The organism is Telluria sp. ZB4P36 (assembly GCF_059685865.1).
On record NZ_JCASIE010000009.1, the window covers coordinates 148,424 to 162,451 of the forward strand.

Consider the following 14,028-nt stretch of genomic DNA (forward strand, 5'->3'; position numbering starts at 1 on the left):
TCCACGAAGCGGGAGGAAGACATGGCGGCACCCATCGAATTCTGGTTCGAGTTCGGCAGCAACTACAGCTATCTCTCCGTGATGCGCATCGAGGCCCTGGCCGGCAGCGCGGGGGTGCCCTTGCACTGGAAGCCCTTCCTGCTCGGGCCTATCTTCCGCGAACTCGGCTGGCAAAGCTCGCCCTTCGCCGAGCAGAAAGAGAAAGGCGAATACGTCTGGCGCGACATGGCGCGCCGCAGCGCGAAGTATGGGCTGGCCTTCACGCGGCCGACGAATTTTCCGCGCCGGGCGGTGCTGCCGCTGCGCGTGGCGCTGCTGGGCAGCGGGCAGCCGTGGATCGGGGAATTCTGCCGCCGCATCATGCGCGAGAACTGGGTGCACGACCGCGAGATCGACGAGGCCGGCGTGGTGCTGGCTGCCCTCGACGGCCTGGTTGCCGATCCCGCCGCGGTGGTGCAGGCCGCCGGACACCAGGATGCGAAGGAAGCGCTGCGTGCGCAGACCGCCGCTGCGCGCCAACTAGGCATCTTCGGCGCGCCCACCTTCATCGTGCAGGGCGAGATGTTCTGGGGCGACGACCGCCTGGAAGACGCGCTGGAGTTCGCGCAGCGGGTTGCCCCCGCGAGTTAGAAGAATTCGGCGGTGTCGTTGGTGGCGATGGTCTGCAGCAGGCCGTTCGCGACCAGTTCCTCGTAATGGCAGGCGCGGTTACGGCCGTTGGCCTTGGCGAAGTACAGGGCCTGGTCCGCATGGCCCAGCGTGACCACCGGCGAATCGGCGGCGCTGATGCTGGTGAAGCCGACGCTCACCGTGACCCGTCCCACCTGCGGGAACACGTGCGCCTCGACGTTGGTGCGGAAACGGTCGATGATCTTGCGCGCATTCTCCAGCGTGGTCGAGCGCAGCAGCACCACGAACTCTTCACCGCCGAAGCGGAACACCCGGTCCTGCGAACGGAACGAGGACTGCAGCAGGTTGGCGATCAGGATCAGCACTTCGTCGCCGTACAGGTGGCCGAAGCGGTCGTTCACGCTCTTGAAATGGTCGACGTCGACCACGGCCAGCCACTGCTTTTCCTCGGCGCCGTGGTGGCGCCGTTCGGGCTGGCCCGGCACCAGCGGCTCGGCTTCCGCGCAGTGCAGCATGCGCGCCAGCTGGTCGTCGAAGGTCTTGCGGTTCAGGAGACCGGTGAGCGAGTCGCGCTCGCTGTAGTCGAGCAGGTTCTGGAAGTTGCGGTACACACTGACGATCCCGCTGATGGTGTGGATCGACTCGGCGGTGAACGCATGCTCGTGCGTGATCTCGAGGCAGGTATCGGCCTTGTCTCCGAACCAGATCGGCAGCCACAGGCGGCGCAGGCCGTCGCTTCCCATGCCTTCGGCGCGCGAATCGTGGTGTTCGAGGCAGTGCGCCAGTTCCGGAAAGAGTGCGATCGGCTCGCCCGGGCTGGCGCCGTCGTGCATCTCTACCGGACAGGCCACGCCGCCGGCGCGGATGCAGGCGCGCGGACGGACGAATTTCTGGCCGCAAACCGTCGCGATGTTCAAGACCCGGGTCTGCAGCGCCCCCGCCAGTTCCTGTACCGCTGAAATCACGGAGATGTCGAGCATCGTGTGATCGCGATGGCCAGTCATGTCCACCATGTGTCGCAGGAGGGAATCCATGTCGGTTTTTTCAGAAACAGAGAGAACTGAATCAGGCAATGAGCGCGGCCGGGTTGATCGCATAGCTGCCGCTTTTTTAAGCGGGCAAGAGGGACAGCATAATGCGTTTTTGTATAGTAGGCAACTATTCTTAACAATAATTATCGTTTTGATGCAAATACGCTAAGCGTCCGGCCCGGCGCGTTTGTGCAGACGCAAATGGAACAGCGCCCCGGCATTTCCACATGGAAAACTTGCCCGACATCAACTTGCCGCGCGGCACTATTCGGTACAGTGAACCCACTGACAGACGCAGTCGAAAGCAGCACAAGACGGGGCCCCGTCTGTCAGTAAGACCCGTAGTAGAAGTCCTATCAACCACTACAAGGAGTTCATCATGAGCACCATTACCTCCGCCATCAAAGCCTTCGTTGCCGATGAAGACGGTGTGACGGCCATCGAGTACGGGCTGATCGCTGCACTGGTCGGCCTCGGGATTGCGGTAGCGGCCGACCAACTTGGCGAAAACCTCAGCACGCTGTTCGAGAATATCGGCACTGAGCTGGGTGTCGCCGCCGGGTAATCGCTGACGCCCCCGGTGCCATCCGGCACCGGGGGCTTTTTTTGGTGAGCCGACCATGCTTGTCGCACCCTATCTCGACACACTGCTGTTGCTCCTGGTAGCCGCCGCTGCGATCAACGACCTCGCGAGCCGGCGCATCCCGAATCTGTTGCTGCTGTCAGGCTTCGTGGCCGCATTGGCCCTTCACTCCCTGTCACCGGAGCCCGCCAAGGCCCTGCTGGCCTGTTTCGGCGGTGCCGCCGCCGGACTCCTGATTTTTCTTCCTCTTTACATCATCCGCGGCATGGCCGCCGGCGACGTGAAGATGATGGCCACGGTCGGCGCGTTCACCGGCCCGCTGGCCGCCTTGCACATTGCAGTCCTCGCCTGGTGCGCCGGCGGCGTCATGGCCCTGGCCATCATCATCTTCCGGGGGCGCCTGCGGCTGGCGCTGGTCAACTTCTGGAGCCTCGTGCGGCGGATTGCCTTGCGGCTTCCCGTCGCGCCGACTGAGGCGCAGCCAAGCGTCGGTTCGATGCCCTACGGCGTGGCGATCGCCGCCGGCACGATCTACTTCCTGATGAGCCGTTGAGCCCCGGTTTCGCGGTTCCCGCTTCCCTTGCCGGAGGTCAAACGGGGGGACGGGAGCGATGGTTAGAATCAATTTAACAAATGTAAGAAATATCCGCACCTCATCAGGAGGTTTCCTTATGGAAGTGTTTTCACCATCCAGGCCATGCGACAGCCTGCCGGCAGCTGCAGCCGGCAGTGGACCCGAGGCAGAGCCTGTCCCCATCCTGCCGCGCCAGCCACGCACGGTGCGCGATACCGGCCTCGAAGCGCGCCTGGTCGCCGCACTCACGGTCAAGATCATGCACGCCGGCGGCAAGATGCCGCTCTCGCTGCTGACCGGACGCCTGCGTCTGTCGGTCAGCGTGGTGCGCGAAGTGCTGCAAGGGCTGATCGCGGAGCAGCTGGCCGAGGTGGCCTGGCACGGCGATTCCGACATCGACGTGCATTACCAGCTGACCGCCTTCGGGCAACGCGCCGCTGCCGAGTACCTGGCCGAATCGCGCTACGCCGGGCCGGCGCCGGTGACGCTCGATGCTTACCGCGGCGTCGTGGAACAGCAGTCGCTGCGCCAGCCCGACGCCGCCCGCGTCACCCCCGCCGAGCTGGAAGCCACGTTGGCGGAGGATGGCATCGAACCCGCGGTGCGTGAGCTGATCGGCGCGGCGCTGCATTCGAACCGCCCGCTGATGTTGTATGGACCCTCCGGCAGCGGCAAGACGACGCTGGCACGCAAGTTCGCACGGCTGCGCCAGGAGCCCGTGGCGATTCCCTACGCGGTGCTGGTCAACCACGAGATCGTGCAGATCTACGACCCTGGCCTGCATCCGGCGCCGCTGCAGCCGCGAGGCCTCGAAGACCGGCGCAGCTGCGACGCGCGCTGGGCACTGTGCCAGCGTCCGCTGGTACATGTGGGCGCCGAACTGGCGCGCGACATGCTGGAGCTGCGCATCGACGCCGCCAGCGGCGTGCTGCGCGCGCCGCCGCACCTGTTGGCCAACAACGGCCTGCTGGTACTCGACGACATCGGCCGCCAGCGGGTGCCGGCTGCCGAAGTGCTGCACCGCTGGCTGGGCGCGCTCGAGAGCGGCGCCGACCACGTCGCGGTGGCGGGCGGGGCCAGCCACGCCCTGCCGTTCGACGTGTCCCTGGTGCTGGTCACGAGCCTGGCGCCACAGGCGGTGCTGGATGAATCCTGCATGCGCCGCGTCGGTTACCGGATTCCGGTGGGCCCGCTCTCCGAAGGGGGCTACCGCGCGCTGCTGTGGCGTGAATGCCGGCTGCGCGGCATCGAGGCCGACGACGGCGCCATCGATTACCTGATCAACGAACTGCACCGCCGCACCCGGCGTCCGTTGCTGGCTGCCTGGCCGCATGAGCTGTTGGGCCGGATTGCCGACTTCGCCGGGTTCGCCGACCACACGCCACGTCTCGACGTGAACAGCGTGGTCCAGGCGTGGAGCAGCCTGTTCGGTTCTTGCGCGGCGCTCGAACCCGGTAACCTGGGAGATGCCCGATGAAAAACAAGCGTGCCGTGATCGTGATGGCGCTCGCGATCCTGTTCGGCCTGGCGGCCGTCCTGCTGGCCTCGCGCTGGCTGCTGACCCAGCCGGCCAAGAGCGCCGGCCGCATCGTGGTGGCGGGGGCCGACATCAGCATCGGCCAGCGGCTGGCGCCCGAGATGCTCAAGCTGGTCGACTGGCCGGCCCACAGCGTGCCGAAAGGTGCGTTCGACGACCCCCAGAAGCTCGGGGGACGGGTGCTCAAGTCCAGCATCCTGGCGGGCGAGCCGCTGAGCGAGGCCAAGCTGGCGCCGGCCGGCACCGTGGGCGGCCTGTCGGCCCTGATCACCGAGGGCAAGCGCGCCATCACGGTCCGCGTCAACGACGTGATCGGCGTGGCCGGCTTCGCCCTGCCGGGTAACTACGTCGACATCATCGTCAGCACCGAGACCGAGGAGGAAGCGCAGAACGGACGGCCGCGCGAGCGGAGCATTTCCAAGATCGTGCTGGAACGGATCCTGGTGCTGGCGGTGGCGCAGGAAGTCAACCGCGACGAAACCAAGCCGAAGGTCGTGAATGCCGTCACGCTCGAAGTCACGCCCGAGCAGGCCGAAAAGCTCGACCTGGCGCGCAGCGTCGGCACCCTGTCGCTGGCACTGCGCAACCAGGTCGATCCGGCCCCGGCCGAGACCCTTGGGGCCACCAAGGAGAACCTGCTGCCGGCGCCGGCCTCGCCGGTGCGGACGGTGGCGCTGCCGGTGCGCCCACCCCGGCCGCAGGCGCAGGCGCCGCGCCGAGTCCCCCCTGCAGCAGCGCCGCGGCGTGATTGCGTCAAGGTCATCAACGGCCTGCACGCTTCACAGGAATGCTTCTGACCTCACCGATCCGGGATGGATGCCATGAACAGACGCCTCAATCTTGCACGGTTCGCCGCTGGCCTGGCGCTGGCCGCCGCCGTGCCCTCCAATGCGGCTCCCGCAGCTGCCAAGCCGGCCGCTCCCGCTCCCGCCAAACCGCAGGAAACGCGCTCCCAACCCACGATGGGTTGCAGCGGCGAGGCCGCGCGCCCGGCCACGCTGTCGCTCAACATGGGCAAGTCCACCATGCTGCGCCTGCCCGAGCGGGTGCTCAACCGCAGCGTGGGCAATCCCGCGATCGTGCAGGCGATGCTGGTGTCGCCGGACACGCTGTACATCGCCGGCGTCGACGTCGGCAGCACCAATATGATCGTGCAGGGAAAAAGCGGCTTGTGCAGCGTGGTCGACATCGTGGTCTCGATGGACCCTGCCGCTCTGCAGGCGACCCTGGCCGCAGCGATGCCCGAAGAGAAGGACATCCGGGTGATGGCCGCCGCCGATTCGCTGGTGCTGACCGGCACCGTCAGCGATGCCGGCGCGATCACCCGCGCGGTCGAGCTGGCGACTGCCTACGTGCGGCGCCCGCTGCGCCAGCTGCCGTCCGCCGACAAGGCCAACGATCACGACGGCGTCATCCCGCTGGCCAACAACGGCAGCGCTAACAGCGCCGGTGCCGGCGGCGGCATCGCGGCAGCCGCCACGCGCGTGGTCAACCTGCTCAACGTCAGCGCGCCCCAGCAAGTGCAGCTCGAGGTCAAGATCGCCGAGGTGTCGAAGACCCTGCTCGAGCGGCTCGAGACCGACACCGCGTTCAGCTTCGGTTCGGGCAGCTGGACGACCCGGCTGGTGTCGAACTTCCTGACTGGTAAGGCACAGAGCGGCCTGCGCTTCGACAAGGACAACGGCAACCGGCTGGTCGGGGCAGCCGACAAGCAGGACGGCCTGGTGCGCATACTGGCCGAGCCGAACGTGCTGGCCATCAGCGGACAGGAGGGCACCTTCCTGGCCGGCGGCAAGTTCTACATCCCGGTTGCCCAGGACAACAACAAGGTCACGCTCGAGGAAAAGGAATTCGGCGTGGGCCTGCGCTTCACCCCGACCGTCCTGTCGGGCGGGCGCATCAACCTGAAGGTGGCGCCGGAAGTATCGGAGCTGTCGCGCGAAGGGATCGGCATATCGGCGGTCGGTCTCACCGGCAACGCGATCCTGCCGGTCGTGACCACGCGCCGCGCCAGCACCACCGTGCAGCTGCATGACGGCCAGAGTTTCGCCATCGGCGGCCTGGTGAAGAACAACCTGGTGGCCAACCTGAAGGGCCTGCCGATGCTGGGCGAAGTCCCGGTCCTGGGCGCGCTGTTCCGCAGCACCGACTACCAGCAGGACCGTACCGAACTGGTGTTCATCATCACCGCGCGGCTGGTCAAGCCGATCGCGGGCGCCGGCTACTCGCTGCCGACCGACAAGGTGGGCATCCCGACCCGCGGCGAGGTACTGATCGGCGGCCGTCTCGAGGGCGATGCCCCGGCCACGACCACTGCTGCCGCGTCCACGCCGCAGGCCGCGCCCCCCGCCGCGCAGACCGCCGGCGGCTTCGAACTCAAATAGGAGGCATCCGTGAAGACCACGACCCGTTTCCTGCTGCCGGCGCTGATGGCCGCCTGCCTGCAGGGCTGCATGCACACCACGCCGGAGTGGGACAGGCAATTCGGCAGCGCCACGCGCGCCAATTTGGCAGTCCAGGTGCTCGACCCGGCGGCGGCGTCCAACCGCAATCCCGCCATCGGGGTGGATGGCCGCGCGGCCAAGGGCGCACACGAGCGCTACCAGCGCAGCTTCGCACAGCCGGAGAGTGCCCCGGCCCCGATCTTCGTCACCACCGGCGGCGCACGATGAGCGCCTGCCTTCCACTTTGACACGATGTGCCAGCAACGAGGCCCGCCATGAAAGCGCTACTCATCAGCCGCGACAGCCAGCTCTATGCGGAGATCGCCTCCCAGGGGGCCGCGCGTGTGCCGCCGCTGAACCTCGGGGCCGTCCGCGCCAGCCTGCGCGAGGCACTCGACCGGCCCGAAGCCGACAGCCCCCAACTGGTCATCATCGATGCCACCGAGACCGAGCCTTCCGAGGCCGCCCTGCTCGAGCGCCTCAGCCGCCAGTATCCCGAAGCCCACCTGATGCTGCTGGCCGACCAGCAGCAGCCGGAACTCCTGATCCATGCCATGCGTGCCGGTGTGCGCGAAGTGCTGCAGTTGCCGCTGGTGCACCGCGCCTTCCATGAGTCGATGGACCGCATATCGGCCGCCGCCGGGGTCTCGGGCCTGCGCGACGGGAAGATCCTCGCCTTCATCGCCTGCAAGGGCGGCAGCGGCGCCACCTTCATCTCGACCAATTTCGGCTACGCGCTCGCCACCCTGGCCGCCAAGAAGGTGCTGCTGATCGACCTGCATGGCCAGTTCGGCGACGCTGCGCTGTACGTGTCCGACCAGAAGCCGACCATGACCCTGTCCGACGTCTGCGCGCAGATCGCACGTGTGGATGGGCCGTTTCTCGAGTCCTGCGTAGTACACGTCACGCCGGGTTTCGGCGTGCTGGCGGCAGCCGACGATGCCGCCCATGCCAGGGAGGCGAAGCCGGAACACATCGACACCATCCTGCGTGTCGCGCGCCAGCACTACGACTACGTGCTGCTCGACGTCGGCCGCCAGATCGACGCGGTGTCGCTGCGCGCGCTGGACGTCACCGACACCATCTATCCGGTGCTGCAGCTGGCACTGCCCGACATCCGCGATGCGCGCCGCCTGCTCGACATCTTCCGCTCGCTCGGCTACGTGCTGGATCACATCCGGCTGATCGTCAACCGCTACGAAAAGGGCGGCAAGCTGCGTCTGCAGGACCTGCATGCGGCGCTCGGCTGCGAAGTCGTGCATACCTTCCCCAACGACTACGTGGCCGTGACCGACTCGGTCAATCAGGGCGTACCGGTGCTGCAGCTGTCGCGCTCGAGCGCCGCCGCGCGCAGCCTGGCCGACATGGTCGAACTGGTGACGACCCGCCGCGTGCAGGAGAGCAGGGGCTTGTTCGACCGCCTGTTCGGGCGCGGCGAAGCCGACGACTGATTCACGGAAGACAGAACGACCGGAGCCACTTATGTCCTTACGTGAACGCCTTGCGAGTTCCGGCCAGGAGCGCCAGCCCGGCGCTGTCCCGCCGGAAGTCGCGAACCAGGCCTACCAGGAGCTGAAGAAGCTGATGCACCAGATGATCCTGGACCGCATCGATCTCGAGCGCCTCAAGCGGCTCACCGCCGAACAGTTCAAGCACGAGCTGGCCCTGCTGATCCAGCGCATCATCGAAGAGGAGCGCATCGTGCTGAACCAGCACGAGCGCCACCACCTGGTACTCGACATCCAGCACGAGATGCTCGGCTTCGGCCCGCTCGAGCCCTTGCTGAACGACCCGACCGTCTCCGACATCCTGGTCAATACCGCCAGCAAGGTGTACGTCGAGCGGCGCGGCAAGCTCGAACTCACCGACATCAGCTTCCATGACAACGCCCACCTGATCAAGATCATCGAGAAGATCGTCTCGCGCGTGGGCCGGCGCGTCGACGAGTCGAGCCCGATGGTCGACGCGCGCCTGCCGGACGGTTCGCGTGTCAACGCGATCATCCCGCCGCTGGCGGTCGACGGTCCGCTGCTGTCGATCCGCCGTTTCGGATCCACGCCGCTGTCGGTGCAGAACCTGCTCGACTACAAGAGCCTGACGCCGCCCATGATCCGGGTGCTGGAAAGCCTGGGCGCGGCCAAGGTGAACATCCTGATCTCGGGCGGTACCGGCAGCGGCAAGACCACCTTGCTGAACCTGATCTCCGGCTTCATTCCGGCCACCGAGCGGGTGCTGACGATCGAGGACGCGGCCGAGCTGCAGCTGCGCCAGCCGCACGTGGTGCGCCTGGAAACCCGTCCGCCCAACATCGAAGGCAAGGGCGAGGTGACCCAGCGCGCCCTGGTGCGCAACGCGCTGCGGATGCGCCCCGACCGCATCATCCTGGGCGAGGTGCGCGGCGCCGAGGCGCTCGACATGCTGCAGGCGATGAATACCGGCCATGAAGGCTCGCTCGCGACGATCCACTCGAATACCCCGCGCGACGCGCTGTCGCGGCTGGAAAACATGGTCAGCATGGCCGGCGTCAACCTGACCGCGCGTGCGATCCGCCAGCAGATCGTCTCGGCCGTGACGGTGGTGGTGCAGGCCTCGCGCCTGACCGACGGCACGCGCAAGGTGGTCAGCCTGCAGGAGATCACCGGCATGGAAGGCGACATCATCTCGATGCAGGAGATCTTCCGCTTCGAGCAGAGCGGCGTGGACGCCGACGGCAAGGTGAAAGGGCGCTTCAGCGCCACCGGGGTTCGTCCGCGCTTCGCCGACCGCCTGAAGATGTATGGCGTGCCGGTGCCGGAAGACAGCTTCGATCCCGACCGGACCTTCGACTGAGGAGGAAGCATGGACGCGCTGTTCTACGCTTTCGTGGTATTCCTGTTCGCGGCCGCGGTCCTCGCGATCGAGGGCGCCTACCTGTGGTGGATGGGCACGCATGGCGCGGCGGCGCGGCGCATCGCGCGCCGGCTGCAGGTCATGTCCGGCTCTTCAGGGCGCAGCGGCGAGCGGATCTCGATCCTCAAGCAGCGTCCCTACAGCCGCAACGCGGCCTTCGACCGCATCCTGCACGGCATCCCGCTGGCGCAGCGGATCGATGTCCTGCTGGTGCAGTCCGGCACCGGCAACACGGTCGGGCAGTTCCTGGCCTGGTCGCTCGGCTGCATGCTTGCTGCCGGCCTGGCGTCGCTCGGCTGGCAGATGCCGGCCGCGCTGCGCGTGCTGGTGGCCCTGTTCGGCTTGTGTGTGCCGTGGGTCCTGCTGCGCCGCGCACGCCAGCGGCGCCTGATCCGCATCGAGCAGCAGTTGCCGGATGCCGCCGATTTCATTGCGCGCGCACTGCGTGCCGGCCACTCGTTCAGCAACGTGCTTCAGATCGTCGGCAACGAGCTGCCCGAGCCGCTCAGCGGGGAATTCCGCATCGCCCGCGAGGAAATCAACTACGGCGCGCCGATGAACGAGGCCTTGCACGCCATGGCCGCGCGCATTCCGCTGACCGACCTGCGCTACATGATCATCGCCGTGCTGATCCAGCGCGAATCGGGCGGCAACCTGGCCGAGATCCTGGGGAATATCAGCCAGATCATCCGTGCCCGCCTGAAACTGGTGGGGCACGTGCGCGTGCTGTCGGCGGAAGGGCGGATGTCGGCGATGATCCTGTCCGCGCTGCCGTTCGCCGTGCTGGGCATGATGGTGGTGATGAACCCGAAGTACATCAGCGTGCTCTGGACCGACCCGAGCGGCATACGCATGATGTGGTACGGCCTTGGCCTGATGGTGGTCGGCAGCGTCTGGATGCGCAAGATCATCCGCATCCGCATCTGAGTCCGGCCCGCATTCCATCCAGAGGTGAACATGACATCCTCCCAGCTGATCTTCCTGCTCATCGTCCTGTGCGTCGTCTCCGGCCTCGCCTGGCTCGGACTGGTGCTGTTTGCACCGCTGGCCCTGCGCGAACGCCTGCGCCGCTTCCACGGCAATGCGGAGCAGGGCCAGCTGGATGCCGGCGGCGGCTGGGTCGAACGCGTCGCCAGCGCGGTCAAGCCGCTGACCAAGCTGTCGGTGCCCGAGGAAGGGTGGGAAAAATCCAGCCTGCGCACGCGCTTCATGAACGCCGGCTGGCGCAATCCATCCGCCCTGGCGCTGTATTTCGCGTCGAAGACGGTGCTCGCACTGACGCTTCCGGCACTGGCGGCGGCATTGACCGTCATCTACAGCAAGGCGCTGCCGGGCTCGCGCCTGATGGGCTTGCTGCTGATCGCGGCCGCACTCGGCTATTACCTGCCGAACATCATCCTTGAACGCATCGTGCAACGCCGCCGCCGCGAGATTTTCGAAACCATTCCCGATGCGCTCGACCTGCTCACGGTATGCGTCGAAGCAGGCCTGAGCCTGGAGCGCGCGCTGGTCAAGGTGGCGGGCGAGATCCACATCAAGAGCGCGGTGCTGGCCCAGGAATTGCAGCTCGTCCTGATGGAAATGCGCGCCGGCTTCACCAAGGAGAAGGCGCTGCGCAATTTCGCGCTGCGTTCGGGCGTCGAGGATGTCGACGCGCTGGTGGCCATGTTGATCCAGTCCGAGCGTTTCGGGACCAGTGTCGGCGACGCGCTGCGCGTACAGTCCGACAGCCTGCGTCACAAGCGGCGCATCGTGGCCGAGGAATGCGCTGCCCGCATCGGCCTGAAACTGCTGTTCCCCCTGATTTTCTGCATATTCCCCATGCTGATGATGGTACTGCTCGGTCCGGCCATGATCCAGATTTCACGGACCCTGGGCAAACTGACCGGCGCGCAATGAACACGAAGGAGCCTACGATGCGAACCAACTTACTCATGCGTCTGGCGCTGCTGTGTGCCGGCGCCGGCCTGGCGGCATGTGCGCCGTTCGGCACGCACCCCGCTTTCGACGGCGCCACGCCGGCCGCCGACGACGCCTACCTGGCAGGGCGCAACCACCACCTCGCGCGCCGCTATGACGAAGCGCGCGCCGCCTACCAGGCCGCGCTGCAGTCGGCCCCCGGACACGTGAACGCGCGCAACGGGCTGGCCACCTTGTACGCGGAACAGCGCGAGTTCGCGACGGCGATCGCGCTGTGGCGGGCGCTGACGGAATCGCTCAGCTTGTCGTCCGGTCCGGGCAAGGCCTACCTGTTCAGCAACCTCGGGCATGCCTACTTCCTCAAGGGAGAATACGACCAGGCCCTGGTCGCGCTCGAGAAGGCCTGCCTGCTCGATCCGCTGAACCACCGTTCCTGGCAATTGCTGGGCGAGACCCTGCGCATGCTCGGGCAGGAAGAGCGCGCGCAGCAGATGCTGAGCCAGGCCGGCGCCTTGCGCGCCCATGACCTGCGCGCGGACTATGCCGCCGCCGGCAGCCCGACCACGGTCGCGGCGATCGAGCGCGCGCTCAAGACGCCCGGGCGCGAGGACGAGGGATGGGGCCAGGTACAGCTGTATGCCGGACCGGATGGCATGCTGGCGCTGCGGCGCGGGCCCTTGCCGGCAAGCGCGGCAGCGCCGGCACCCGCATCGCTACCGGCACCGCCACCGGCCATACCGGACGGCAGTGCTCCAGGCCTCGCGCTGGTCGAAGTCCGTAATGGAAATGGCGTACCGGGCATGGCGCGCAAGCTGGCACGCCAGGTCGGTACGGACGGACTGAAGGTGGCGCGCCTGTCGAACCAGCCGGGTTTCGGCGTGCGCCAGACCCGCATCGAATTCGAAGCGGGCTACCGCGCAGCCGCGGAGCGCCTGGCCAGCCGCCTCGGCAAGGCGCAGCTGCAGGAAGTGGCCGGCTGCGCGCCCGCCAACTTGCGCGTGGTGCTGGGACGCGACATCGCGCGGCCCGGCTTTGCCCTGCGGCCGCCGGCCAGGGACGCCGCGGCACCGGTACTGGCATTGAACAAAGCTGATTGAAAAAAGGTCCGTTTGCACGTTTGTTCGGTATCAAACGCGAATCAAGGGCTCCCGAGAGAATGGGCTGGTCTGCCTTCTCTCGGGAGCCTTCCATGAATCTTTCCTACCGCATCCATCTGATCCTGCTCGGCCTGGTGCTGGCGATCCTCAGTGCCTGCGCCCCCTCGTCCGCGCAACGTGGCACCGGTGAATACATCGACGATGCCGCCATCACCACCCGGGTCAAGACGGCCTTCGCTGCCGACGCCCAGGTCAAGGCGACCGAAGTCCAGGTCGAAACCTACAAGGGAACGGTGCAGCTCAGCGGCTTCGTGGAGTCGCCCGAGAGCGCGGCACGGGCGGCGCAGCTTGCCCGCGACGTGCCGGGGGTGAAGGAAGTGCGGAACAGCATGGTGATCAGGGAGCGGCGCAATCAGTAGCGCCGGGCCCTGTGGCGACACTTGCGCGGCTTACTTCCAGGCGACCTTGCCCATGCCGTTGGTGTTGGCCTTACGTGTTGCCGGGTTACCGTAGACGGTGGCCGAGCCCATGCCGTTCAGGTCGATCTCGGCCGCACGGGTCGCGTGCACCGTCGCGCCACCAAGACCGCTCATGTCGAGGTCGACCGACTCGGCGCGCAAGCCCTGAGCTTCCAGGCTGCCGACACCCGCCAGCTTGGCACGCAGCAGTTTGCTCTCGCCATTGATGCTGATGCGGCCGGCGCCGCGCAGGCTGAGGTCCACGCGGTCGGCGCGTACGCCGTTCAGGGCCAGTCCGCCGACGCCGCCCAGGCGTGCATCGATGTTGCGGTAGTTGCTGTTCATGGTCACCGACCCGGCGCCGTCGAGGGCAACCTGGATGGAATTGCCCGAGAAGCCGGTGAGGGTCGAGGCGCCCACGCCTTCCGAGGTGAATTCGGCGAGGTTGGGCACGGTCAGCTCGGCGCGTAGTTTCTCGTTCATCTCGCCACGGCGGGTACTGAAGGAGTCGGTGCCGATTTCCAGCGTGTCGCCACGCTGGGAGGTGGTGATGCGCTGGACGAAGCGGCGGTCGCCCGAGACGACGAGCGAGGGCGTATTGCCCTGGCGTACAACGAGGTCGACGATGCCGTCCAGTTTCACCTTGGTGACCTTGGCATCGACGCTGCGGTTTTCGCGTACGACGTCATTGGCAAAGCTTGGGCTGGCGACCAGTGCGAGCGTGGCGGCAACGGCGGCGGCACTCAACAGTTTTTTCATGCTTGTTCTCCGGTAGGGTGGCAATGGAAGCACTATAGGGCGCTGCCGCGCCGTCACCGAAGCGATTGCGATGAACTGCGCAATCCGCGGTCTGGAGCGTAAAAAA

At 66.8% G+C, this 14,028-nt stretch carries 15 protein-coding genes; 13 read left to right on the forward strand and 2 right to left on the reverse strand.

Annotation, left to right across the window (positions count from 1 at the left end):
• Positions 1-21 precede the first annotated feature (21 nt).
• Positions 22-630: a 2-hydroxychromene-2-carboxylate isomerase gene (locus tag AC56LK_RS14075; protein WP_497185116.1), complete on the forward strand. Its 609-nt coding sequence runs from the start codon at positions 22-24 to the stop codon at positions 628-630.
• Here the strand turns inward: AC56LK_RS14075 and AC56LK_RS14080 are convergent.
• Positions 627-1,664 carry a GGDEF domain-containing protein gene (locus AC56LK_RS14080; protein ID WP_497185117.1) on the reverse strand — a complete coding sequence of 346 codons (1,038 nt, stop codon included), beginning with the start codon at positions 1,662-1,664 and terminating at the stop codon, positions 627-629. The genes AC56LK_RS14075 and AC56LK_RS14080 overlap by 4 nt on opposite strands.
• Positions 1,665-2,040: 376 nt before the next feature.
• Between AC56LK_RS14080 and AC56LK_RS14085 the strand changes: the two genes are divergently transcribed.
• The 12 genes from AC56LK_RS14085 to AC56LK_RS14140 all read left to right on the forward strand — a co-directional run bounded on the left by AC56LK_RS14085 (position 2,041) and on the right by AC56LK_RS14140 (position 13,124).
• Complete coding sequence (locus AC56LK_RS14085; protein ID WP_497185118.1) at positions 2,041-2,226, forward strand: Flp family type IVb pilin; 186 nt, start codon at positions 2,041-2,043, stop codon at positions 2,224-2,226.
• Positions 2,227-2,281: 55 nt separating this feature from the next.
• Complete coding sequence (locus tag AC56LK_RS14090) at positions 2,282-2,797, forward strand: A24 family peptidase (protein ID WP_497185119.1); 516 nt, start codon at positions 2,282-2,284, stop codon at positions 2,795-2,797.
• 118 nt (positions 2,798-2,915) lie between these two features.
• Positions 2,916-4,295 carry an ATP-binding protein gene (locus AC56LK_RS14095; protein WP_497185120.1) on the forward strand — a complete coding sequence of 460 codons (1,380 nt, stop codon included), beginning with the start codon at positions 2,916-2,918 and terminating at the stop codon, positions 4,293-4,295.
• Positions 4,292-5,152, forward strand: a complete 861-nt coding sequence (gene cpaB, locus AC56LK_RS14100) for a Flp pilus assembly protein CpaB (RefSeq protein ID WP_497185121.1) — start codon at positions 4,292-4,294, stop codon at positions 5,150-5,152. Before AC56LK_RS14095 ends, cpaB begins: the two co-directional genes overlap by 4 nt.
• 24 nt (positions 5,153-5,176) lie before the next feature.
• On the forward strand, positions 5,177-6,739 hold the full coding sequence (locus AC56LK_RS14105) for a type II and III secretion system protein family protein (protein WP_497185122.1): 1,563 nt from the start codon (positions 5,177-5,179) through the stop codon (positions 6,737-6,739).
• 9 nt (positions 6,740-6,748) lie between these two features.
• On the forward strand, positions 6,749-7,027 hold the full coding sequence (locus AC56LK_RS14110) for a hypothetical protein (protein ID WP_497185123.1): 279 nt from the start codon (positions 6,749-6,751) through the stop codon (positions 7,025-7,027).
• Between the two features lie 47 nt (positions 7,028-7,074).
• Positions 7,075-8,250, forward strand: a complete 1,176-nt coding sequence (locus tag AC56LK_RS14115) for a CpaE/TadZ family protein (protein ID WP_497185124.1) — start codon at positions 7,075-7,077, stop codon at positions 8,248-8,250.
• A 31-nt stretch (positions 8,251-8,281) separates the two neighbouring features.
• Positions 8,282-9,628 (forward strand): TadA family conjugal transfer-associated ATPase, encoded by a 1,347-nt coding sequence (locus AC56LK_RS14120; protein WP_497185125.1) that lies wholly within the window; start codon positions 8,282-8,284, stop codon positions 9,626-9,628.
• Between the two features lie 9 nt (positions 9,629-9,637).
• On the forward strand, positions 9,638-10,615 hold the full coding sequence (locus tag AC56LK_RS14125; RefSeq protein WP_497185126.1) for a type II secretion system F family protein: 978 nt from the start codon (positions 9,638-9,640) through the stop codon (positions 10,613-10,615).
• A gap of 30 nt (positions 10,616-10,645) precedes the next feature.
• Positions 10,646-11,587, forward strand: a complete 942-nt coding sequence (locus AC56LK_RS14130; protein WP_497185127.1) for a type II secretion system F family protein — start codon at positions 10,646-10,648, stop codon at positions 11,585-11,587.
• Positions 11,588-11,604: 17 nt separating this feature from the next.
• Entirely contained in the window at positions 11,605-12,705 is a 1,101-nt protein-coding gene (locus AC56LK_RS14135; RefSeq protein WP_497185128.1) for a LytR C-terminal domain-containing protein, read from the forward strand.
• A 92-nt stretch (positions 12,706-12,797) separates the two neighbouring features.
• A complete protein-coding gene (locus tag AC56LK_RS14140; protein WP_497185129.1) occupies positions 12,798-13,124 on the forward strand; it encodes a BON domain-containing protein in 327 nt (108 codons plus the stop codon).
• A gap of 30 nt (positions 13,125-13,154) precedes the next feature.
• Here AC56LK_RS14140 and AC56LK_RS14145 read toward each other — a convergent pair whose 3' ends face one another.
• Positions 13,155-13,922, reverse strand: coding sequence for a GIN domain-containing protein (locus AC56LK_RS14145; RefSeq protein WP_497185130.1), 768 nt, complete (start codon positions 13,920-13,922; stop codon positions 13,155-13,157).
• Between the last annotated feature and the right edge of the window lie 106 nt (positions 13,923-14,028).

Bases quoted from the DNA above. Each gene is read 5' to 3' on its own strand.
- AC56LK_RS14075 (WP_497185116.1), top strand. From the start codon at position 22: ATGGCGGCACCCATCGAATTCTGGTTCGAGTTCGGCAGCAACTACAGC.
- AC56LK_RS14080 (WP_497185117.1), bottom strand. From the start codon at position 1,664: ATGGATTCCCTCCTGCGACACATGGTGGACATGACTGGCCATCGCGAT.
- AC56LK_RS14085 (WP_497185118.1), top strand. From the start codon at position 2,041: ATGAGCACCATTACCTCCGCCATCAAAGCCTTCGTTGCCGATGAAGAC.
- AC56LK_RS14090 (WP_497185119.1), top strand. From the start codon at position 2,282: ATGCTTGTCGCACCCTATCTCGACACACTGCTGTTGCTCCTGGTAGCC.
- AC56LK_RS14095 (WP_497185120.1), top strand. From the start codon at position 2,916: ATGGAAGTGTTTTCACCATCCAGGCCATGCGACAGCCTGCCGGCAGCT.
- cpaB (WP_497185121.1), top strand. From the start codon at position 4,292: ATGAAAAACAAGCGTGCCGTGATCGTGATGGCGCTCGCGATCCTGTTC.
- AC56LK_RS14105 (WP_497185122.1), top strand. From the start codon at position 5,177: ATGAACAGACGCCTCAATCTTGCACGGTTCGCCGCTGGCCTGGCGCTG.
- AC56LK_RS14115 (WP_497185124.1), top strand. From the start codon at position 7,075: ATGAAAGCGCTACTCATCAGCCGCGACAGCCAGCTCTATGCGGAGATC.
- AC56LK_RS14120 (WP_497185125.1), top strand. From the start codon at position 8,282: ATGTCCTTACGTGAACGCCTTGCGAGTTCCGGCCAGGAGCGCCAGCCC.
- AC56LK_RS14125 (WP_497185126.1), top strand. From the start codon at position 9,638: ATGGACGCGCTGTTCTACGCTTTCGTGGTATTCCTGTTCGCGGCCGCG.
- AC56LK_RS14130 (WP_497185127.1), top strand. From the start codon at position 10,646: ATGACATCCTCCCAGCTGATCTTCCTGCTCATCGTCCTGTGCGTCGTC.
- AC56LK_RS14135 (WP_497185128.1), top strand. From the start codon at position 11,605: ATGCGAACCAACTTACTCATGCGTCTGGCGCTGCTGTGTGCCGGCGCC.
- AC56LK_RS14140 (WP_497185129.1), top strand. From the start codon at position 12,798: ATGAATCTTTCCTACCGCATCCATCTGATCCTGCTCGGCCTGGTGCTG.
- AC56LK_RS14145 (WP_497185130.1), bottom strand. From the start codon at position 13,922: ATGAAAAAACTGTTGAGTGCCGCCGCCGTTGCCGCCACGCTCGCACTG.